Origin of the sequence: Salinimonas marina (assembly GCF_015644725.1) — a bacterium.
In the GTDB taxonomy this organism is placed as follows: domain Bacteria; phylum Pseudomonadota; class Gammaproteobacteria; order Enterobacterales; family Alteromonadaceae; genus Alteromonas.
Map to the genome: position 1 here is coordinate 734,447 of NZ_CP064795.1, position 22,150 is coordinate 756,596.

Annotated in this window: 13 protein-coding genes and 1 pseudogene; 4 read left to right on the top strand and 10 right to left on the bottom strand. The window is 50.9% G+C overall.

Going from position 1 to position 22,150, the window contains the following annotated elements:
- Positions 1-5: 5 nt before the first annotated feature.
- From IT774_RS03165 to gltB, 5 genes are all read right to left on the bottom strand, one after another.
- Positions 6-707 (bottom strand): 5'-methylthioadenosine/adenosylhomocysteine nucleosidase, encoded by a 702-nt coding sequence (locus IT774_RS03165; RefSeq protein ID WP_195811300.1) that lies wholly within the window; start codon positions 705-707, stop codon positions 6-8.
- 141 nt (positions 708-848) lie between these two features.
- On the bottom strand, positions 849-1,433 hold the full coding sequence (locus IT774_RS03170; RefSeq protein ID WP_195811301.1) for a DUF2726 domain-containing protein: 585 nt from the start codon (positions 1,431-1,433) through the stop codon (positions 849-851).
- A gap of 196 nt (positions 1,434-1,629) precedes the next feature.
- Positions 1,630-2,007, bottom strand: coding sequence for a hypothetical protein (locus IT774_RS03175; protein ID WP_195811302.1), 378 nt, complete (start codon positions 2,005-2,007; stop codon positions 1,630-1,632).
- A 213-nt stretch (positions 2,008-2,220) separates the two neighbouring features.
- The gene (locus tag IT774_RS03180; protein ID WP_195811303.1) at positions 2,221-3,636 is read right to left on the bottom strand and encodes an FAD-dependent oxidoreductase; all 1,416 of its coding nucleotides are present in this window, start codon (positions 3,634-3,636) and stop codon (positions 2,221-2,223) included.
- Between the two features lie 12 nt (positions 3,637-3,648).
- Positions 3,649-8,112 (bottom strand): glutamate synthase large subunit, encoded by a 4,464-nt coding sequence (gene gltB, locus IT774_RS03185; RefSeq protein WP_195811304.1) that lies wholly within the window; start codon positions 8,110-8,112, stop codon positions 3,649-3,651.
- Between the two features lie 2,639 nt (positions 8,113-10,751).
- Here gltB and arcB point away from each other — a divergent pair.
- From arcB to IT774_RS03205, 4 genes are read left to right on the top strand one after another with little or no spacing between them, the layout of a single operon-like run.
- Positions 10,752-13,112 carry an aerobic respiration two-component sensor histidine kinase ArcB gene (arcB, locus tag IT774_RS03190; protein ID WP_195811305.1) on the top strand — a complete coding sequence of 787 codons (2,361 nt, stop codon included), beginning with the start codon at positions 10,752-10,754 and terminating at the stop codon, positions 13,110-13,112.
- 12 nt (positions 13,113-13,124) lie between these two features.
- Positions 13,125-13,673: a PH domain-containing protein gene (locus tag IT774_RS03195; RefSeq protein ID WP_195811306.1), complete on the top strand. Its 549-nt coding sequence runs from the start codon at positions 13,125-13,127 to the stop codon at positions 13,671-13,673.
- A 15-nt stretch (positions 13,674-13,688) separates the two neighbouring features.
- Positions 13,689-14,489 carry a PH domain-containing protein gene (locus tag IT774_RS03200; protein ID WP_195811307.1) on the top strand — a complete coding sequence of 267 codons (801 nt, stop codon included), beginning with the start codon at positions 13,689-13,691 and terminating at the stop codon, positions 14,487-14,489.
- Positions 14,465-15,274: a PH domain-containing protein gene (locus tag IT774_RS03205; protein ID WP_232365171.1), complete on the top strand. Its 810-nt coding sequence runs from the start codon at positions 14,465-14,467 to the stop codon at positions 15,272-15,274. The genes IT774_RS03200 and IT774_RS03205 overlap by 25 nt, the downstream gene beginning before the upstream one ends.
- A gap of 146 nt (positions 15,275-15,420) precedes the next feature.
- Here the strand turns inward: IT774_RS03205 and prpF are convergent, their stop codons facing one another.
- From prpF to IT774_RS03230, 5 genes and pseudogenes are all read right to left on the bottom strand, one after another.
- Positions 15,421-16,596 (bottom strand): 2-methylaconitate cis-trans isomerase PrpF, encoded by a 1,176-nt coding sequence (gene prpF, locus IT774_RS03210; protein ID WP_195811309.1) that lies wholly within the window; start codon positions 16,594-16,596, stop codon positions 15,421-15,423.
- Between the two features lie 52 nt (positions 16,597-16,648).
- Positions 16,649-19,247 (bottom strand): annotated as a pseudogene (acnD, locus tag IT774_RS03215) (Fe/S-dependent 2-methylisocitrate dehydratase AcnD).
- Positions 19,248-19,316: 69 nt separating this feature from the next.
- Positions 19,317-20,438: a bifunctional 2-methylcitrate synthase/citrate synthase gene (prpC, locus tag IT774_RS03220; protein WP_195811310.1), complete on the bottom strand. Its 1,122-nt coding sequence runs from the start codon at positions 20,436-20,438 to the stop codon at positions 19,317-19,319.
- Positions 20,439-20,506: 68 nt separating this feature from the next.
- The gene (gene prpB, locus IT774_RS03225; protein ID WP_195811311.1) at positions 20,507-21,388 is read right to left on the bottom strand and encodes a methylisocitrate lyase; all 882 of its coding nucleotides are present in this window, start codon (positions 21,386-21,388) and stop codon (positions 20,507-20,509) included.
- A 32-nt stretch (positions 21,389-21,420) separates the two neighbouring features.
- On the bottom strand, positions 21,421-22,080 hold the full coding sequence (locus tag IT774_RS03230; protein ID WP_195811312.1) for a GntR family transcriptional regulator: 660 nt from the start codon (positions 22,078-22,080) through the stop codon (positions 21,421-21,423).
- Positions 22,081-22,150 lie beyond the last annotated feature (70 nt).

The window sequence follows — 22,150 nt, forward strand, 5'->3', positions numbered from 1 at the left end:
TAGGCTTAATCCAAGACGGCAAGCATTCCCATTACCAGCTGGGCAGAATTTTTAGCCGCCTGTTCCAGGTATTCCTGGAACGACACCGACGACGTTTTTCCGGCAATATCAGATAATGAGCGGATCACCAGAAAAGGCGTGTTAAGCATATGGCATGTCTGAGCGATGGCTGCCCCTTCCATCTCACAGGCTTTCATATCCCGAAACGTAGACTGAATTCGCTGGGCAGCGTCATCGCTGCCAATGAAGGCATCGCCGGTGCAAATCAAGCCGGTGGCGTGGGTGATCCCCTCAATGGCATCGGTAGCCTGTTGCGCCGCACTCATCAGGGTGGGATCACTATGGTAAGCCTCGGGCATATCTCCGGCGCACTGCCCCGGCGCATAACCAAAGTGCGTCAAATCCACATCATGATGTTTTAACGCGCTGCCAATGACAATGTCGCCAATGTTCAGGGCGCTATCAAAGCCCCCGGCTGAACCTGTATTTACCACATAGTCAGGCGCAAATTGCTGAATCAGCGCGGTGGTTGCCAGGGTGGCCGCCACTTTACCAATCCCACAACGTACTAGTACCACCTGATGTCCGTGCAAGGTACCTTCCACGAAGGTCAGGTGGTGCCACTGAATGGTGGTAGCATCGCTCAGCGAGGCTTGTAATAGCGCAACTTCCTGATCCATTGCGCCCAGAATTCCGATTTTTGCCATAGTGCTCTTAATAGGTTGTATGTGCGCCAGAAGCAGCGCATATGGTGCAGTGTATAAATATGGTAATACGAAAAGAAAAAAACTGACAGCATTGAAAAGAAGATGAGGGAAAGCCCTGGGGGGCTTTCCCTCTGAAAATGATTATGCGGCAGCGCGACTTGAGCGCAGCGGCCGGGTAGGACGCTTAGGCGGCTGCGGGTTGTGTGTAGGGGCCTGGGCCAGCTTTTGCTGACGACGACGGTAACCAATCAGTTTGGTTTCCAGGCACTCACGAATCTCTTCTACTGTATATCCTGATTTAACCTTGATACGGGCGTGAGGCATGCCAGCCGCATCCAGGGTGCCGGACACAAACCAGTCCCGTTGCGTCTTGTAGCCATCCTTACCATTAGCATGCACCAGGTCAATAGCCATGACCGGTGTCATATCGGTTTTATCGCACAACACAAAATCCAGCTGGCGTGACGATGCCCGGCTTAAGGCGGCTCCGGCTTGTTTTTTCGCGGTATTTTGACGCACCTGAACCAGATCGCTTAGACGAACCCGACACACTACCCGAAATTCGCGTCCCACAGCCTGTTCAATCAGGCCTAAAAAGCTTTGCTCTACAGGAGTAAATAACGAAGGCTTGCGTCGAAATGGAAATGCGACCCCTCCGTCTGACAGTTTTATGGCGCCCAGAGCGACCACAATTAACAGCATCATTAAAATTATTGCCAGTTCCATAACGATTCCTCAAAAACCCGGTCTTAGATGTCATTTTTCTGACGATATGTGCGGGATTTCCGTCAGTTCTAATGAATTAGCAAGGGGGGTGCCAATAAGGCTGATAGTGGGCTTTATTTAAAAAAGTTATGAAAATCAAACAGAAAAGCGCTCAATGCGAGCGCTTTTTGGGTCAACAGGAGAATAAGGTGGCAGGTTACTGACTGGCTAGCAAGGTATCGATGACGAGCAAATCCACCTGCGCGCCATGCTGATCAGGGGAGACCACCACCCGAATATTATTGTTCGGGGCACTTAACACCACCCGTTTATTAAAACGGCTGACCACCGCCAGTTCAGGCATTGCCTGCTGGTACCATTGCAAAATGGTCTGAGTATCTACAGGCGTATGATAGACCAGCGAGGCCGGCAGTTCGTCGTCGAAGCGCTGACACTGGGTGGCTCCGGCAGGCATGGCAATCGAGTAAAAGTCGGCAGGGCAGACGGCGGTGTCCGGTCCTGATGTGTTGGCGGCCAGCACAGGCACACAAAGTAATGAGGCAAGTGCCAAGGGCAATACTTTAAGCAAGGTCATTGTCGGCCTTTTAGTGATGAATTTTAATACAAAAACAACTATAGGCAATGGCGCTGCCCACGGCAACCTTCGAAGGGGGGGATTAGGTATGCGAAAAAAGCAGTAGGTATGAGGAGGATAATAAAGGAATATTTATAATTTCATCCAGCACGTCGCGGCGGAAGGAAGGTCTGCCCGCACACTGGGGTGTGGGGCAGAGTGGCTGATTACGGTTTACACCTCCAGGTAATCCATAATGCCAGCGGCGGCCTTGCGGCCTTCATCGATGGCGGTCACCACCAGATCGGAACCGCGCACCATGTCCCCGCCGGCAAAAATCCTGGGGTTACTGGTCTGGTAAGCAAACTTGCCTTTAGAGGGCGCCATGACCCGACCTTTTTCATCTAAAATGATGCCGTGATCAGCAAACCAGTCTGAAGGACTGGGCTGAAAACCAAAGGCTATAATTACGGCGTCGGCGCTAAGCACATGTTCAGAGTCTTTCACATCAACCGGACGTCGCCGGCCATTGACATCCGGTGGCCCCATCTCGGTTTTCACCAGTCGCACACCATTGGCACGGCCGTGCTCATCGATGCTGATGTCCTGAGGCTGAACATTAAATACAAACTCAACGCCTTCTTCTCTGGCATTTTGTACTTCCTTGCGCGAGCCGGGCATACTTTGTTCATCTCGGCGGTAGGCACAAACTACGCGTTTGGCCCCCTGGCGGATGGAGGTACGCACACAGTCCATGGTGGTATCACCACCACCAAGCACCACCACCGTTTTGCCTTTCATATCGATAAAGTCTGCCGGATCTTTTTCGAGCCCCATCACCCGATTGGTATTGGCTATCAAAAAGGGCAGGGCTTCATAAACGCCTTCGACCTGTTCATTGACAAAGCCGCCCTGCATCGACTTATAGGTACCCATCCCCAGAAACACCGCATCATGCCGCTCCATCAGCTCTTCTATCTGTACATCTTTGCCAATTTCGGTATTGAGCACAAACTCGATGCCCATATCGGTGAAGATTTGCCGGCGCAGCTTTATCACATCTTTTTCAAGCTTGAAGGACGGAATACCAAAGGTCAGCAGCCCGCCAATTTCTTCGTATTTGTCATACACCACGGGTTTCACGCCATTGCGTATCAGTACATCGGCGCACGCCAGGCCTGCCGGGCCAGCACCAATCACCGCCACGGTTTTATCGGTCCATTCTACATCCGACATATCCGGGCGCCAGCCCATTTTAAAAGCAGTATCGGTGATGTACTTTTCGATGCTGCCAATGGTCACGGCACCAAACTCATCATTAAGCGTACAGTCACCTTCACACAGCCGATCCTGTGGGCAAACCCGGCCGCATACTTCGGGCAGGCTGTTGGTTTTGTGGGACAATTCGGCCGCTTCTATAATCCGTCCCTGATTGGCTAAATCAAGCCACTGGGGAATGTAGTTATGGACCGGACATTTCCATTCGCAATACGGGTTACCACAATCAAGACACCGATCCGCCTGACCCTCGGTTTGCGACTGAGATAGCGGCTGATAGATTTCGCCAAATTCAGATTTACGCATCTGGATGGGCTTTTTCGGCGGGTCAATGCGTTCAACATCGACAAACTGGTAAACATTTTTAGCCATTACAATACCCTCCTACTGAGCCTGAATGCGAAGTTCGTCGCTGGAACGACTGATGTGGCCCAACAGGTTTTTCACATCACTGGTTTTTGGTTTAACAAGCCTGATCTGCTTAAGCGTGGCGGCGAAGTCGGTGAGTAACTGCAAAGAATACTCGCTGCCGGTTTCTTCGTAGTGCTGATTAATCAGCCCGCGAAGGTGTTCCACCAAAATATTTTTATCCGCTACCGGCATGATCTCGACCAGTTCTCTGTTGACGCGGTGTTCCAGATCGCCATCATCCAGCAGGTACGCAAAGCCACCGGTCATGCCGGCCCCGAAATTCACCCCAACTTTACCCAGTACTGCGACAATACCGCCGGTCATATATTCACAGCCGTTGTCGCCAATGCCTTCGACCACCGCGATGGCGCCGGAGTTACGTACGCCGAAGCGCTCGCCGGCCCGGCCGGCGGCAAACAATTTACCGCCGGTGGCACCGTATAGACAGGTGTTACCCATTATGGCGCTCTCGTGAGCATCAAATCCACAATTTGCAGGCGGGTAGATCACCAGCTTGCCGCCGGTCATGCCCTTACCTACATAGTCATTGGCATCCCCTTCGATACGCATATGCAGGCCGCCGGCGTTCCAGACCCCAAAGCTTTGCCCCGCGGTACCGGTAAACTGTACTTCTATCGGCGCATCTTCCATATCATGGTTGCCATGATATTTAGCAATTTCGCCCGAGACCAGCGCCCCCACAGAACGATCGGTGTTGCGAATGGGGTAGGCCAGCCGGATCCCCAATTTGTTGGCCACGGCTTCACGGGCATCGGTAAACAACCGGTTATTCAGCTCGCCCTTATCCATAGGCTGATTAGTGGTTTGTGAACAGAACAACCGGGTATGCTCACCGGCTTTAGGCCGAACCAGCAAGGGCGAGAGATCCAGCCGGTTTTGTTTAGCCGAAATGCCATCGAGTACTTCCAGTAAATCGGTGCGACCTACCAGGTCATCAAATTGTTTAACCCCCAGGCTGGCCATAATTTCCCGTACTTCCTGGGCGATGAATCTGAAATAATTCATGACCATCTCAGGCAGTCCGATGAAGTGCTCTTCGCGCAGCTTTTCATCCTGGGTTGCGACACCGGTGGCGCAGTTGTTCAGGTGGCATATGCGCAGGTATTTACAGCCTAACGCCACCATGGGGCCAGTCCCAAAGCCAAAGCTTTCGGCGCCCAGGCAGGCGGCTTTTACCACATCAAGGCCGGTTTTAAGACCGCCGTCAGTTTGCAGGCGTACCTTATGGCGCAAACCGTTTTCAATAAGGGCTTGCTGGGTTTCAGCCAACCCCAGTTCAAACGGGCTGCCGGCGTATTTAACCGAGGTCAGCGGGCTGGCCCCGGTACCGCCATCGTAACCAGAAACGGTGATCAGGTCGGCGTAGGCTTTGGCCACCCCGGTCGCAATCGTTCCTACACCGGGTTCAGACACCAGCTTCACTGAAATCAAAGCGGCCGGGTTCACCTGTTTTAAGTCAAAGATAAGCTGGGCTAAATCTTCAATGGAGTAAATGTCATGATGCGGTGGCGGGGATATCAGGGTTACGCCGGGTACCGAGAATCGTAAGGTGGCAATGTAACGGTTGACTTTATCACCCGGCAGCTGCCCGCCTTCCCCAGGCTTAGCGCCCTGAGCCACTTTTATCTGAATCACATTAGCGTTTACTAAATAATGCGGCGTTACCCCGAAGCGGCCCGAGGCAACCTGTTTGATTTTAGAATTTTTCTCGGTTCCAAACCGGGAAGGGTGTTCACCGCCTTCGCCAGAATTAGACTGTCCGCCAAGCCGGTTCATGGCAATGGCAAGGGCTTCGTGCGCCTCCGGACTCAGCGCGCCAATAGACATGGCGGCAGTATCAAACCGAGAAAACAGCTTCTGCGCCGGTTCAACTTCGTCAATATCGATAGCCTGCTCACTGTCGCGCAAATGCAGTAAATCACGCAAATGGGCCGGGCTGCGCTCGTTCACCTGCTGGGCGTATTCCTGATAATCGGTGTATTCACCGCTCATGACGGCTTTTTGTAACGATTTCACCACGCCCGGGTTATACGCATGGTATTCGCCGCCATGCACATATTTTAGCAAGCCGCCGTGGCTGATTGGTTTACGTTTAAGCCAGGCAACCCGGGCCAGATTCGCAATGTCCTGATTAAAGTCATCAAACCCGGCGCCCTGAATGCGTGAGGTGACGCCGTGAAAACACAGCTTCATTACTTCATCATTGATACCGATAGCCTCGAACAGTTTGGCTGAACGGTAACTGGCAACCGTGCTGATGCCCATTTTAGACATGATTTTGTACAGACCTTTATTGATACCCTTACGGTAATTCAACGTTGCCTGCATGACTGACACCGAGAGCTCGTTGTTTTCACACAGCTGCTCAATGGTTTCATAAGCCAAAAAGGGATAAATAGCGGTGGCACCTAAGCCGATCAATACCGCGTAATGATGCGGATCGCGGGTGGTGGCGGTTTCTACCACAATGTTGGCGTCGCACCGTAATTGCTCGTTGACCAAGCGGCGCTGCACTGCGCCCACGGCCATAGCCGCCGGCACCGGCAAAGTATCCTTACTGATATGACGGTCCGATAGCACCACAAATGCTGCGCGTTTATCTCTGACCAGGTGCTCTACCTCATCACAAATGCGTTCAATCGCCTGGCGCAGGCCTTCGTCGGGGCGATATTGTAATTCCACCACTTCGGAGTAGTAATACTCAGGATTAAACTCCCGCAGCTGTTTCAGATCGGTGTACATCAATATTGGTGACTGAAATAACACCCGATCGGCGTAGCCGGAGGTTTCACTAAATACATTCTGCTCACGTCCGATGCAGGTGGCCAGTGACATCACATGGTTTTCGCGCAAAGGGTCGATCGGCGGGTTGGTAACCTGGGCAAATTGCTGGCGAAAATAATCGTACAGAGTGCGAGTTTGTGAGGACATCACTGCCATCGGCGTATCGTCACCCATAGATCCGACGGCTTCCTGGCCATCTTTAGCCAGTACCTTGATAACCTGCTGGATCTCCTCATAGCTGTAATTGAACAGCTTGTGGTAAATGGCCATGGTCGCATCATCAAATACCCGCTTACCAATTTGACTGGCATCCACTTCTTCTACCGGAGCCAGGCGCCGGATATGTTTGTCCAGCCATTCCCGGTAGGGATGGCGGTCCTTGAGTTCATCATCAATTTCGGTAGAGCGCCAGATTTTGCCAGTGTAGGTATCGACCGCCAGCATTTCACCGGGGCCTACCCGGCCTTTTTCAATTACGTCCTGTTGCTGGTAATCCCAGATACCCACTTCGGAAGCCAGGGTGATAAAACCATTTTTGGTTATCACATAACGCGCCGGGCGCAAGCCATTACGGTCAAGGTTGCACGCAACATGACGGCCATTGGTCAGCACGATCCCCGCCGGGCCGTCCCACGGCTCCATGTGCATCGAGTTGAATTCATAAAAAGCGCGTAAGTCCGGGTGCATGGTATCGTTATTCTGATACGCGGGCGGCACCAGTAGTCGCATAGCCCGGAACAGATCCATCCCGCCGGCCAAAAACAGCTCAAGCATGTTGTCCAGGGATGAAGAATCAGAACCCTCGGTATTCACATACGGGGCGGCATCTTTTAGATCGGGAAGCAGTGGCGTAGCAAATTTACCGGTTCGCGCCAGTGACCAGTCCCGGTTACCTTTGATGGTATTGATCTCGCCATTATGCGCCAAAAACCGAAACGGCTGCGCCAGGGGCCAGCGCGGCAGAGTATTAGTAGAAAAGCGCTGGTGAAAAACACAAATCGCACTTTTCAGACGCGGATCAGCCAGATCAGCATAAAAGGCCGGCAAATCTTTGGGCATTACCAGGCCTTTATAAACGGTCACTAAACCGGATAAGCAGGCTACGTAAAACTCCTCATCCTGCTCCAGACGCTTTTCGGCTCGGCGACGCACCATGTACAGGCGTCGTTCCAAATCACGCTTACGCCAGCCAGCGGGGGCGTTGACAAAAATCTGTTCAATCTGGGGGACCCCGCTTAACGCCAGCTCGCCCAGCACACTTTGGTCTACCGGCACTTCACGCCAGCCCACCACCCCTAATGTTTCTTTTTCTAGTTCTTCATTAAGGATATCGCGAGCCTGTTGCGCCAGCGCTGGGTCCTGATTCAAAAATATCATGCCCACCGCGTATTTTTTGCTGAGCTTCCAGCCATTTTCCTCGGCGATTTGGTGGAAAAATGCGTCGGGTTTTTGCAATAACAAACCGCACCCGTCACCGGTTTTTCCATCAGCGGCAATACCGCCACGATGCTGCATTCGATCAAGACCGTGGATAGCCGTTTCTACCAGCTCGTGGCTGGCCTCGCCATGGAGATGCGCAATTAAGCCAAAACCACAGTTATCCCGGGAATCATTAGGGTTGTACAAACTCATCTTTTACTCCTTCAACCTTCGACTGGGCAAGGTACACGCTACCTCCATCACCATTAAAACTGTGTGGGGCAGTCATTCCGAGCATCGTTTTATGTAGACTTAAAGTTGCTTTAGTCCGGTGTGCCGGTTTTTGTCGTCGTTTCTTATTAGAGGGTACCAGTCATGTGGTCCGCATTTTTATGCATATTTGCTGAGCGGGCCTAACAAAATAACCAGATTAAAAAATAAAATCAATCCGATTTATAGGTCATTATCACTGAACCGTTATACAGAGGTTTTTAATTCATTTAAATCAGTTGTTTAGTTTGTTTTTTTCGTTCGTTGTTTAAAGTTTGTGAAGATCTTGTTAAGCGCAGCGATTAGGATGAATATACTAATTTTTAAAAAATGGCGGTAATTTTAGAAGTGAATAAATAAGCATTTATGGGGTGGATATATTTAGTTTTTAAAGGCGCGGCATAGTCCTAACGTACTGATAACTCCAGTTTTGCTACCAATACTATGTTTATTAATACCGCTGGGGACATTGACTCCATAGCATGTCACCGGCCAGGGCTAGGAGGGCGTGCGGTTTCTGGCCAAAAATCATTCCTCATTGAGTCTCTCGCTGTTTCCAGATAGGCCATGTTTATTACACTTTTGTAAAAACTGGTAAAGCATTTGCATTTGTCATAAGTGAAGACCATCGCCTACGCTCACGGTTAGGCAAATCTGAAATTACAAAGGTAAGAAGGTGAACACTATGTTGCTAATCAATGTGTATGATGAAGAAGAAATGGATCGTATTGCAGTGCCAGGGTACAACATAAAGTAACGTATATTCAGGTAGTTGCATTCTACTTAAGTACTTTTAGAATCAGCCAGCGACACCGCAGTTTGGCATCACCGAACTGGCACGCTGGCTTTTTTATGTCCGCTAACAAATGATCCTTCCAGCCGAAAACCCAGCCTGGGTGTATGCTATTTAGCCAAAGTGTTTCTATGCGGCGACAGTAACGGCTTTTAGCCCTCCCTCCGGATCTTCCTCTCCCCGTTTTTAAGTCCGAAAAAACAGAGTTTCGGACACTTTATTTCAAAAGCTGTGCTCAAGTATAGGGCAAGTACACGGTGCAACGCACACTGTGGGACACCCACATTTGTATAGCAGCTGAGCAGGGGCAGAGTATTGGTGCGAGAGAAAGGCAGAGGAGCGAAAATGGACCCCCACGTCGACAAGGGAATGGAAAGGATAAAGAAAGGATAAAGAAAGGATAAAGAATGGATAAAGAATGGACACCCACTTCATTGTTATGTGTATCTGCTTGGCTGGTCTATTTAAATAGTGAATCTGTAGATGCCCTCCTACGAGAGGGCAGATAAAACTCTAAAAAAGTTACAAAATTGTTACTGGTATGTTGGCTTTCAAAAGCGCCCATAAGCAAACGAACAAAAATGGGACACCCACAAATGGCCGCTTGCAAAAACCAAGGCAAAAACAAAGCAAACTGGTAAAATTGCGCCTCCTTGTACCACTCCTGTGTCTGCCAGAACCACAAACTCAAATAGACTAACTGTGCTATAGCTCAATGCTCATAGGCGGTTGAGCCGAAACATTTAAAAAGTGAGGCAACAGCCCTGGCAGATTAAGGTCACACTCGCGAGCTGTTGATCTAAAAGCAATTGAGCTCAAGGAGCAGGTGTATCCATGTTTGCGTTGCCCTTTCATGAACTTCAGCCACAAATGTCACTAACCTATTAGCGGGCGCCTGAGCTTCCTATTTTGCAAAGCTTACAGGGTGGGGGCTAAATCAATTGCCAGGACAAAGGCGGGTTTCCGGCTCGCTGTTTTCCGCTCGTTTTCTTCATCTGCTGTTGAGTAAAACCCATTGATAGTCAGATGCTAAGCACCCTACGAACTCGAAGAATTTATCGCCGCTCGGTGAAAGACGTAATCGCATTTTCAAAAACCGAATGGGCAAAAACGCAAAAAATAAAAACAAATCAGGGCTCTATTTGGGTGGGGGCCTGATGTCTTAACCTGGCTTTTCGCGGAACGCCCCAATACGTTGGCGGACACACCGCCGTTAACATACCAATAGTCACGCGGTTACGGTGTGGGCCCCCTTCTGTTGAGATTTCAATTTGAAAGCGTCAAGGATTAAACCTTGAAACATCTGCGGATCGGGATATTGCTTAACGTGCTGAGTTCGGGCTTAGCAGAATACTGACCGTGCAAACCTTACAGACTTTTTTGCTATCTCACATCCTGCCGTTGTGTTTAGCGGTGGGTGTCCATGAACTGAAACTGTAAGTATTTCGCCGCGTTCTTTCGGCTTTATCTGTGGGTGTCCATGATTCAGGTCTTGGTGTATCTCACATCCTGCCAGTAGTTTTTCCTATGGGTCTCCATACACCGGAACGGAAGGTTCATAGCCACGATCTTTCGGCTTTAACTGTGGGTGTCCATGTATGAGATTCCTCTTGTCCTTGGGTGTAGCGGTGGGTGTCCATGGTTTAGATTTTAGTTTTTCCTGTGGGTGTCCATGCATGGGATCGTAACGGTCGGTTTGACACTAATCCGGTCTCAACCACTTTGCTTTGTTTGCCCGGGGCCTAAGACCTGCTAGGATAACCGCAATTTTATTCGTGAAATAAGTGTTATGCATCAGGATTCACCCAACGATTCATGGGCTATACGCATAGCTCAGTTTGTGAAGCGCTTCGGCACACTCAAACTCAGTATTTTGTTTGTCACCGCAACTTTGGTTTTTACCCTGGTGGCGTCTTACCTGGTGCGCATCAGTTTGGGCAAGTCGGTGCAACCTGATGACTTTATTATCGCCATCATCATCACCTTGTTGTCGGCGCCCTGGGTACTGTATTTTTTCAGCGAACTGGTGAAACAGCTGGAAAGCTCTCGTACCAACCTTAAAGAGGTGGTCAGTCAGCTTGAGCGCTTGCGCGAAGAAGATGTATTTCTGAACCGGGAACTGCAAAATAATGTGCGTCAACTCAATCACGAAATCGAGCAGCGCAAGCGGGCGCAGGAAGAACGTGAAGCCGTATTTAAAGAGCTGGAACGGGAAATCGAAGACAAGTCATCTTCTGAAGAGCAGGCCCGGCGTTTATCTACGCTGCTGCGCTCTATTATCGACGCCTCACCCGACCTGATTTATTACCGCAATGAAGAAGGTCGCTTTGCTGGATGCAACCGTATTGCCGAAATGCTGACCGGCAAGACCGAGCAAGAGCTGGTAGGGCTCACGCTTCACGATGTCTTTGAAGAAGATTTAGCCGCCCAGATTGTCGCCAGTGATCGCGAAGTGCTGGAAACCAACGCCAGTATGACCGAAGAATTGTGGCTGCGCTTTGCTGACGGCCGCCGTCGTTACTTTGAAATGAAACGGGTACCGTTTTTCGATAAAGCCGGTAACCGTTTAGGTCTGCTGGCCTTTGGACGGGATATGACCGAACGCAAACAGGCAGAAAGCGCGGCGGAAAAAGCCAGTACGGATAAAACCCGTTTTATTGCCACCATCAGCCATGAGCTGCGCACACCGCTAAATGGTATCGTGGGTCTGAGCCGAATGCTGCGTGATACCGAACTGTCGGATGAGCAATTTAGCTGGGTCAGTACCATTTACGCCAGCGCCATCACTCTTGGCAATATCTTTAACGACATTATTGATTTGGACAAACTTGATCGCGATAAGCTTGAACTGAGCCTTAAGACCGTCTCGCTGCGCGATTTCACCGAAGAATTATCAAGCATCATCCGCTTGTTGGCGGCAGATAAAAATTTAGAGCTGGTGTCTGATATTCACGAGCCCTTACCGCAGATGATTGAGGTGGATGGCACCCGTTTACGCCAGATTTTATGGAATATTTTGTTCAATGCGGTCAAGTTCACCCACAAAGGCTATGTGAGCCTGTCGGTTTCAGCCACCCAGCCTGTTAAAGAGGCGTGTGTGGTCAGCTTTGTCATTGAAGACACTGGGGTGGGGATACCCGATACCGAGCTGGATAAAATTTTTGCGATGTATTATCAGGTCGATCATCCTGATCATCAGTCTGCTACCGGCACCGGAATTGGTCTGGCGATTTGTAAGCAAATGGTCGAGCTGATGCATGGCGAAATCCGGGTTACCAGTGAAGTGGGCAAAGGCACCCGATTTGAAATTGATTTACCGGTACAGATTTCGACCAAGCCAATGCAGGTTTCAAAACTGCTGGTTACCGATCTGAAGATACTGCTGGTGGAAGACATTGAACTCAATGTAATGGTCGCCAAAGCTCTGCTGGAAAAATTAGGACAGCATGTGGATGTGGCGATGACCGGTCAGGATGCGATTGATAAAGTACGTGCCCAGCAATACGACCTGATCTTATTGGATATTCAGCTACCAGATATGTCCGGCTTTGATGTTGCCAATGTGCTAATTGAAGAAGATTTGGTGATGCAAACCCCGATGGTCGCATTGACCGCGAATGTGATTAAAAAGCGCGAAGAATATCTTGAAAATGGCATGGACGATATTATTGCCAAGCCCATCAAGAAAAGTCGGGTAATCGAGGTCTTCAATTCCTTGTTTGCCGAGCCGGCGGCCCCCACTGCGCTTGAGGCCGAGCAGCGTAAACCTAAAGCCGAGGCCAGTAAGTCTCTTAATAACATTCTGGATATGGATTTGCTGCAAATGCTGGTGGATACCATCGGCGAAGATATGGTGCGTGCCAGCGTCAAAGTTTTTCAGGATAAAATGCCTGAATATATGGAAATACTGCAGCTGAATTTAAGCGCCGATGAAAAGTCAGAAGTTTGTTCACAGGCGCACAAGATCAAAGGGGCGGCGGGCTCAGTAGGCCTGGCACGGGTCCAGCGTATTGCTAATCAGATTCAGCAGGGCGATCACCCGGCCTGGTGGCAGAATGTGCATGACTGGGTTGAAGAGCTGCAGATGGCGGTAGCGCATGATATGGAAGCGTTACAGAAATGGCTGAGCAGTCAGCCAATAGACGATTAATATAAGGCCGTTATGAGTGCTCAACCCCCACCGCCTTTTTCCAATACGCCGGTAGCGCCTGACTCGCTGCCGGATATCTGGACCCTTCAAACCAGTGCGGTTTCACCTCGCTATCGCCAGCTTAACCTTACGACGGTAGCAGTGATTTTTTCAGGCCTGCTGGTGATTATCACCGGCTTTCGTTTTCAGCCCTGGTTCGGGCTTACCGCTGAACTGCAGGCAGCATACCCGCGGGCATGCATGTTACTGGCAGCCGTGGGACTGGTTTGGTTTGTGTATCATTTTTTTGCGGACTTACGCGTGCGTTATGCGCTGCGTGAGCAAGATTTGGTTTTGCATAAGGGGTTGATTTTCAAAAGTATAAGCTGCCAGCCGATTTTGCGCATCCAGCATATCGAGCTTAAACGGGGCCCCCTGGAAAGACTGGCCGGATTAGCCAGCTTGCAGGTGTTTTCGGCTGGCGGCGCCGGGCATACCTTTGAAATTCCCGGCTTGCCGGTAGCCCGGGCCCAGCAATTGCGTCAGTTTATTCTCAGCCACAAAGAGCTGGATGCCAAATAACCCGACAGAGGCACTATGAATAAGCACGACACCCTCCCTGAGGCCGAGGTTGAGCTGGACACCGGTAAGCACTGGCGGCGGCTATCGCCCATCGCCATGTTGTATTTCGTGGCCAGCGGCTTCAAAACCCTGGTTCAGAATGGGTTGTATGCTATTCCGGCGCTGGCGATAGGCTCGCAGACAACGAGTATTACCACAGCAAGCTGGTTTATCCCGGCCTTGGGCGGCATCGCTCTGGTGATCGTGGGCTCGGCGGCACTTAGCTATTTTTTCTATCATTTCAGGGTTCGCAATAACCATGTCGAGATTCGCCGCGGCATGTTTAGCCGGCGGCATATCAACCTGCCTTTCTGGCGAATTCAAAATGTAAAAGTCGAACGACCATTTTATTATCGGTTTACCCGCTTTTCGGTAGTGATTCTGGATACCGCCGGCTCTGCTAGTGAAGAAGCCAGTCTGGTGGCGGTCTCAACCAGCTATGCCACCACCTTGCGTGCCCAAATTCTTGCTTCACGAAGCGACTATTTGCAGCACCGAAATAAGGATGAGGCAGAAGCAGAAGCCTCACCTTCGGCTGATGAATCCCCGGACCAGGACCAGGAGCAGGTTATAAATACCCGATCAGTCAAAGATCTAGTGATTCACGGGATCACCAACAACCGGGTGTGGATTTTATTAGGCGCCCTGGTACCGTTTTTTGATAACCTGGCCGTCGGTATCAATGATTATCTGGAGCAGTATGGGCTGCAACTGGAACAGCTTGCCGGGTCAGGTACCATCGCCTGGTGGCAATGGGGCTGTACCTGGCTTCTGTGACCCTGATCATTCTGGCGTTAATGGGGCTATTGTCGGTGGGCGGCTCGCTGCTGACCTATTACGGGTATACCCTGTCCAAAGACGGCGATCGGTATATCCGGCGCAGCGGGTTGTTGTCCCGCCAGGAGGTGAGTATGCGCGAAAGCCGTATTCAGCTGGTGGCGATAAAGCAGGACTGGCTGGATAAATTGCTGAGCCGGGCCAATTTGTTTTTTGAACAAAATAGAAGCGGGCAGCAGCAGGACCAGGAGCTGATGGCGGCCAATAAATTGCTAGTGCCTTCGGTTACCACCGCCCAGGCGCAAACGTTGGTCAGTCATGCTTTTAATGACTGTTCACCCATGCAGCAGTCGTATCGGCGGGTGTCTGAGTTTTATGTTACCCACCATCTGCTGGTGCGGTTATTGCCCCTTACTGTGCTGCTCGGTGTACTGGGGTTTGAGCTCAGACAATGGGTTGGCGTGGCAGTGGTGGCGACAGGGATGACGATGGCGGTGATAGTTTTGTTATTACGCTACTGGCGTTGGGGCTACAGCTACGATGCGCGTTATCTCTATGTGCGCAATGGTTGTATTGGCCTCGATTACCGATGTTGTCCGCTGTACAAGGTTCAGCAGGTTAAATACCAGCAAAGTGTCATGATGAAACGGCGTGGCGTCGCGAGTCTGAAAATAGTCCTGGCCAGTGGCTGTGTCACCATACCGTTTATGGGCGAGTCTCAGGCCAGGGACCTGATGAACCGGTTGTTGTATGAAACAGAAAGTACCCGGCGCTCGTGGATGTAAACCCGGTCTGCTATTACACTTACAAACCGGTAATCACTGAATAATTCGCACCCACAGTCATCTATGGGATAAATCGCCGGCTACCGCTAACCCAGGTACCTGGTGCAAGGCACCTGGTAAAAGGTAAAAAGTTCCCGAAGCCCGACTCAAGACACCGGCGGTACCCTTACAAAGCCTTCCATCAGCACTCTGGCACTGCGGCTCATGATCGCTTTTTCGACCTGCCAGTGAGTGTCACAGTAGCGAGCCTTGGCGCCCACTTCCAATGTACCGGAAGGATGACCAAATACCACCGACTCGCGCTCTGTACCGCCGGCGGCTTCATTGACCAGGGTGCCGGGGATAGCCGCTGCGGTGGCAATGGCGACTGCCGCGGTCCCCATCATGGCATGGTGTAGTTTTCCCATCGACAACGCACGTACCAGCATATCCGTGTCTTTAGCTTCAACGGTTTTACCGCTGGAGGCTTTGTAAGAAGCAGCGGGCGCCACAAAAGCCACTTTAGGGGTATGCTGGCGCTGGGCAGCTTCCCCAATGTTCTGAATAAGGCCCATTTTAACCGCGCCATGGGCACGAACTGATTCGAACATAGCCAGGGCGGTGGCGTCGCCGTTAATATCTTCCTGCAGCTCGGTCCCGGCATAGCCGATGTCGGCGGCCCGCACAAAAATAGTCGGGATCCCGGCGTTGATCATAGTGACATCAAGATGACCTACGCCCGGCACTTCAAGCACATCCTGGGTGTTACCGGTCGGAAATAAGGGTTCGCTGGCATCGGCAGGATCCATAAACTCGACTTTCACTTCAGCTGCCGGGAAGGTGACCCCATCGAGCTCAAAGTCACCGGTTTCCTGTACCTGACCATCGGTAATGGGAATATGCGCCACGATCGCTTTTTGAATATTAACCTGCCAGATCCGCACTACCGCCACACCGTTTTCGGGGATACGTGAAGCATCGACCAGATTATTGGTGATGGCAAAAGCACCCACTGCTGCAGTGAGATTGCCGCAGTTACCGCTCCAGTCGATATGAGGTTTATCAATGGCGACCTGCCCAAACAGATAGTCGACATCGTAGTCCTGACGTTCACTTTTGGACAAAATGACCGTTTTGCTGGTACTGGAGGTGGCACCGCCCATTCCATCCGTGTGTTTTTGGTAAGGATCGGGGCTACCAATAACCCGTAACAATAGCGCATCACGATAGGGGCCGGCGTGTTGAGCTGCTTCAGGTAAATCCTTTAACGCAAAAAAAACACCCTTGCTGGTACCGCCGCGCATATAGGTTGCCGGGACCCGTAATTGTGAAGGATGAGACATAACAATACTCCTGTTACAGGGCCATCAGGCAGTGCCAGTGGCCCTGATTACGTTACTCCTGCTTAGCTTCTTCAGCCTGCAAAAAGTCCTGAGCGAAGCGTTGTAGCACGCCGCCCGCTTCATAAATAGACAGCTCTTCGAAGGTATCCAGACGACAGATAACCGGTACCTCAACTTGCTGCGCGTCTTTACGATTTATGCATAAGGTAAGCTCAGCACCCGGATGAGGCGTGCCTTTAACATCAAAGGTTTCACTGCCATCCAGCTTAAGGGTGTGACGGGTGGTGCCTGGCGTTAACTCCAGAGGCAATACGCCCATCCCGATTAAGTTGGTGCGATGAATACGTTCAAAACCTTCGGCGACAATGACTTCAACCCCGGCCAGACGTACCCCTTTGGCCGCCCAGTCGCGCGATGAGCCCTGACCATAATTATCACCGGCAACAATGATCAGCGGCTGCTTTCGTTGCATGTACGTTTCAATAGCATCCCACATCCGCATTACGTCGCCTTCAGGCTGCAAACGTGTTAACGAGCCCTGCACAACCTCACCGTTTTCCATCACCATTTCATTGAAAATTTTGGGATTCGCCAGCGTCGCCCGCTGGGCGGTAAGGTGATCGCCCCGGTGGGTGGCATACGAATTATAATCTTCTTCGGGTACGCCCATGCTGGTCAGGTATTCACCGGCTGCGCTGCTGGCCATGATGGCGTTGGATGGCGACAGGTGGTCTGTGGTGATATTGTCAGGCAGGATGGCCAGTGGCCGCATCCCAGTCATGGTTCGTTCAGCCGCCAATGCACCTTCCCAGTAGGGGGACGGCGAATATACGTGCTTTGTTCACGCCAGTTGTACAGCGGATTCAGATCTTTACCGTACTCCACTTTCAGGTCGAACATCGGCTCATACACCTTTTTAAAGTGCTCAGGCTTAACGTACTTATCCACCATGGCATCGATGTCTTCATCAGACGGCCATAAATCGCTCAGGGTCACCGGATTACCATGTTCGTCGGTTCCCAGCGCATCTTTTTCAATATCAAAACGAATGGTGCCGGCGATGGCGTAGGCCACGACCAGGGCAGGGGAGGCCAAAAAGGCCTGCTTTGCAAAAGGATGAATGCGACCGTCAAAATTGCGGTTACCGGATAATACCGCTACCGAATACAAGTCACGTTCTTCCAGCTCCTGCTGGATAGCCGGATCTAACGCTCCGCTCATGCCATTGCAGGTGGTGCAGGCAAAAGCCACCACCCCAAAGCCCAGCTGTTCAAGCTCATCCATCAAATCGGCTTCTTCTAAATACAGTTTGACGGCTTTAGAGCCCGGCGCCAGAGAGGTTTTTACCCAGGGTTTGCGGGTCAGGCCCAGTGCGTTGGCTTTTTTCGCCAGCAAGCCTGCAGCAATCACATTACGAGGGTTGCTGGTATTGGTACAGCTGGTGATTGCGGCAATAATGACCGCCCCGTCCGGCATTTTACCGGCTTCGGCATGAACATCACCTAACAAACCATGTTGTTTGAGATCGCTGGTGGGCAAGCGCGAATGGGGGTTCGACGGCCCGGCCATATTTCGCCCGACACTGGACAGATCAAACTGCAGCACCCGTTCATAATGAGCTGAAGCCATATCTTCGGCCCACAGGCCGGTGTGTTTAGCGTAATTTTCTACCAGCGCCACCTGTTTATCTTCACGCCCGGTAAGGGCCAGATATTTGATGGTTTGCTCATCAATATAGAACATCGCCGCGGTGGCCCCGTATTCGGGGTCATATTAGAAATCGTGGCGCGATCGCCCAACGTCAGATGTTTGGTACCTTCACCAAAAAACTCCAGGTAGGCCGAAACCACTTTTTGTTTGCGTAAAAACTCTGTCAGTGCCAGTACAATATCGGTAGCCGTAATGTTGGGCTGAGGTTTTCCGGTAAGCTCCACACCCACCACATCGGGCAGTCGCAACATGGAGGCGCGGCCCAGCATTACGCTTTCAGCTTCCAGACCACCCACACCCACGGCAATAACGCCCAGCGCGTCCACATGGGGAGTGTGACTGTCGGTGCCCACCAGGGTATCGGGAAACGCTACACCATCGGTGGCATGTACTACCGGTGACATGCGCTCCAAATTGATCTGGTGCATGATGCCGTTGCCGGGACCAATGACATCCACATTTTTAAAGGCGGTCTTAGTCCAGTTGATAAAATGAAAGCGGTCATCGTTGCGACGATCTTCGATGGCCCGATTTTTCTCAAAGGCGTCTTTTTCGAACCCGGCATGCTCCACGGCCAACGAATGATCCACAATCAGCTGGGTAGGCACCACCGGATTAACTTTCGACGGATCGCCGCCTTTTTCCGCAATCGCGTCGCGCAGCCCGGCTAAATCGACAAACGCGGTTTGGCCCAGGATATCGTGGCACACCACCCGGGACGGGTACCACGGAAAGTCATGGTCTTTTTTACCGTGAATAATCTGCTCCAGAGACTGTTGTAAAATCTCCGGCGGGCATTTGCGTACCAGGTTTTCGGCAAAGACTTTCAGGGTATAGGGAAGCTTTTCGTAGGTACCCGGGCTCAGGTTATTTATTGCTTCTCGGGTGTCAAAATAATCAAGATTAGAATTGGGAAGGGGTTTGCGATGGTCAGTATTCATAACTGCCTCCTGCAATAGCAAAAAACCGGACACCCACACAGGTTGAGGCCCGGTTTAAAATAAAAGGAATTAACGGGCGTCGATGGCCGGCACCTGACGGAGTTCTTCACCGGTGTATTCGGCCGAAGGACGAATAATGCGGTTGTCGGCGCGTTGCTCCATCACGTGAGCAGCCCAGCCAGTCAGACGTGACATCACAAAAATCGGGGTAAACAGCTTAGTGGGAATGCCCATAAAGTTGTAAGCCGACGCGTGGAAAAAGTCAGCGTTACAGAACAGTTTCTTTTCCCGCCACATAACCGCCTCACAGCGCTCAGAAATCGCGTAGAGGTTTTCGTTACCGACTTGTTCAGACAATTCTTTTGACCATTTTTTGATAATATCGTTGCGCGGATCGTTGTCTGAATACACCGCATGACCAAAGCCCATAATTTTTTCTTTGCGCTCCAGCATACCCATCATTTGCTTTTCCGCATCATCCGGAGAGCTGAATTTTTCAATCATATCCATGGCAGCTTCGTTCGCGCCGCCATGCAAAGGACCACGCAGAGAACCGATGGCACCGGTGACGCATGAGTGCATGTCCGACAGGGTAGAGGCACATACGCGAGCGGTAAAGGTAGAGGCATTAAACTCATGCTCGGCATACAAAATCAACGAAACATGCATTACCTGCTCATGCAGTGGCTCGGGTTTTTTACCATGCAGCATATGCAAAAAATGACCGCCGATTGAATCATCATCGGTTTCTACCTCAATACGCTCGCCATCATGGCTGAAACGGTACCAGTAACAGATGATACTGGGGAAGCAGGCCAGCATTCGATCGGTGATGGTTTGCTGATCGTCAAAGCTTTCTTCGGTTTCCAGATTGCCCAGTACTGAACAGCCGGTGCGCAGCACATCCATAGGATGAGCGTCTTTAGGAATACGCTCCAGGACTTCTTTTAGTGCCTGAGGCAGGCCGCGCTGGCGTTGCAGTAGCGCTTTATACTCGGCCAGTTCGCCTTGATTTGGCAGATGACCTTTTAAAATCAGATGTGCTACTTCTTCAAACTGACAGTTGTCAGCAAGATCTTTAATGTCATAACCGCGATAGGTTAAGCCTGAACCGGCAATACCTACTGTTGAAAGGGCTGTTTTACCGGCTACCTGACCACGCAGGCCTGCGCCACTAAGTTGTTTTGCCATGAAATATCTCCGCTTATAATATGTAGGGTACAAATGAGAAAATACGGTTTAAGGTAAGTTACACCCGGCTATTGGTTTTTGCTTTGCTCGAACAGGTCATCCAGCTTTTTCTCGTAATCGTGATAGCCAAGATAGTCATACAAATCCACCCGGGTTTGCATGTCATCGACCACCGCCTTTTGGTCACCATCTTTTAAAATGTGCTGATACACCCGTTCAGCAGCCTTGTTCATGGCTCTGAATGCACTTAACGGATACAGCACCATCGCCGCGCCCCACTGACCTAAGTCGCTGGTATTCCAAAGTTCGGTTTTGCCAAACTCAGTAATATTGGCCAGAATCGGTACCTCCAGTGCTTCAGCAAAAGCCCGGTAGTGTGCTTCGGTTTGAATGGCTTCGGCAAAAATACCATCGGCGCCGGCGGCCACATAAGCCTTTGCACGTTCTATGGCGGCATCTAAGCCTTCCTGAGCAAAGGCATCGGTGCGTGCCATGATAAAAAAGTCAGGATCGGTACGGGCATCCACGGCCGCAGTAATGCGATCCACCATTTCTTTGGTAGAGACAATTTCTTTATTCGGGCGATGACCACAACGCTTCTGGGCCACCTGATCTTCCATGTGAACCGCCGCCGCACCGGCTTTTTCCATATCGCGGATGGTTTTGGCAATATTGAAAGCCCCGCCCCAGCCGGTATCGATATCGACTAACAATGGCAGATCGCAGGCGCTAGTAATGCGCTGAACATCCACCAATACATCGTTTAAAGATGTCATGCCCAGATCAGGCAGGCCATATGAGGCATTGGCTACCCCACCGCCAGATAGATAAATCGCCTGATGACCAATTTCTTTGGCCATAATGGCACTGTAGGCATTGATGGTGCCGACAATTTGAAGGGGCTGGTTGGCGCGCAGCGCCTCACGAAATTTTTTTCCTGCAGATTGCATAAAAACCTCTTTCACTTTTAATGTAGGGGAAGTCAGACTTTCAGCTTGTTTTCAATATTGTGTTGGGAATACAGGATATGGCGGCGCATCAGCATTTCTGCCAGCTCTTCGTCGCGATTAGCGATGGCCAGTGCGATATTCTTGTGCTCAACAAAGGCGGTGGTTACCCGCGGGCCGGCCATGCCCAGCTGGACCCGGTACATACGTACCAGATGATACAGACCATCAATGAGTACATTGATCAAATGGCTGTTGTTACTGCCCTGCACGATACGATAATGAAAGTCGACATCACCGGCTTCCTGATAATACGATTGATCTTCTTTTACCTGAGCGCTGTGTTCGTCAAGCAGTTGCTGCAACGCCAGGATCTCCTGCTCGCTCATATGCCGGGCCGCCAGGCGTGCTGCCATACCTTCCAGAGACTCCCTGACCTGATACAGCTCTTTTAGACCTGCGGCAGAAAGGGTTACCACCTTGGCGCCCACATTGGCTTTGCGCTCCACCAGGTGACAGTTCATTAAACGACTAATGGCCTCACGAATCACCGCGCGACTTACGGTATAACGACTCGCCAGTTCAGTTTCGCTGAGCTTGGCACCGGCCGGGATCACGCCCTCAACGATATCCTTGCGCAGCTGAAAAAAGGTTTTTTCAGCGCTGGTTATCGCGACTTCTACGGGTAACGGCATGGTTTCAATAGTGTTAAGAAGATGTATTGTGTCGACAATGTAGTGCTTTATAAAACAATTGTCAAAGATA

Excerpts from the sequence above, each read along its gene's own strand:
- IT774_RS03165 (WP_195811300.1), bottom strand. The coding sequence starts at position 707 with ATGGCAAAAATCGGAATTCTGGGCGCAATGGATCAGGAAGTTGCGCTA.
- IT774_RS03170 (WP_195811301.1), bottom strand. The coding sequence starts at position 1,433 with ATGGAACTGGCAATAATTTTAATGATGCTGTTAATTGTGGTCGCTCTG.
- IT774_RS03175 (WP_195811302.1), bottom strand. The coding sequence starts at position 2,007 with ATGACCTTGCTTAAAGTATTGCCCTTGGCACTTGCCTCATTACTTTGT.
- IT774_RS03180 (WP_195811303.1), bottom strand. The coding sequence starts at position 3,636 with ATGGCTAAAAATGTTTACCAGTTTGTCGATGTTGAACGCATTGACCCG.
- gltB (WP_195811304.1), bottom strand. The coding sequence starts at position 8,112 with ATGAGTTTGTACAACCCTAATGATTCCCGGGATAACTGTGGTTTTGGC.
- arcB (WP_195811305.1), top strand. The coding sequence starts at position 10,752 with ATGCATCAGGATTCACCCAACGATTCATGGGCTATACGCATAGCTCAG.
- IT774_RS03195 (WP_195811306.1), top strand. The coding sequence starts at position 13,125 with ATGAGTGCTCAACCCCCACCGCCTTTTTCCAATACGCCGGTAGCGCCT.
- IT774_RS03200 (WP_195811307.1), top strand. The coding sequence starts at position 13,689 with ATGAATAAGCACGACACCCTCCCTGAGGCCGAGGTTGAGCTGGACACC.
- IT774_RS03205 (WP_232365171.1), top strand. The coding sequence starts at position 14,465 with ATGGGGCTGTACCTGGCTTCTGTGACCCTGATCATTCTGGCGTTAATG.
- prpF (WP_195811309.1), bottom strand. The coding sequence starts at position 16,596 with ATGTCTCATCCTTCACAATTACGGGTCCCGGCAACCTATATGCGCGGC.
- prpC (WP_195811310.1), bottom strand. The coding sequence starts at position 20,438 with ATGGCAAAACAACTTAGTGGCGCAGGCCTGCGTGGTCAGGTAGCCGGT.
- prpB (WP_195811311.1), bottom strand. The coding sequence starts at position 21,388 with ATGCAATCTGCAGGAAAAAAATTTCGTGAGGCGCTGCGCGCCAACCAG.
- IT774_RS03230 (WP_195811312.1), bottom strand. The coding sequence starts at position 22,080 with ATGCCGTTACCCGTAGAAGTCGCGATAACCAGCGCTGAAAAAACCTTT.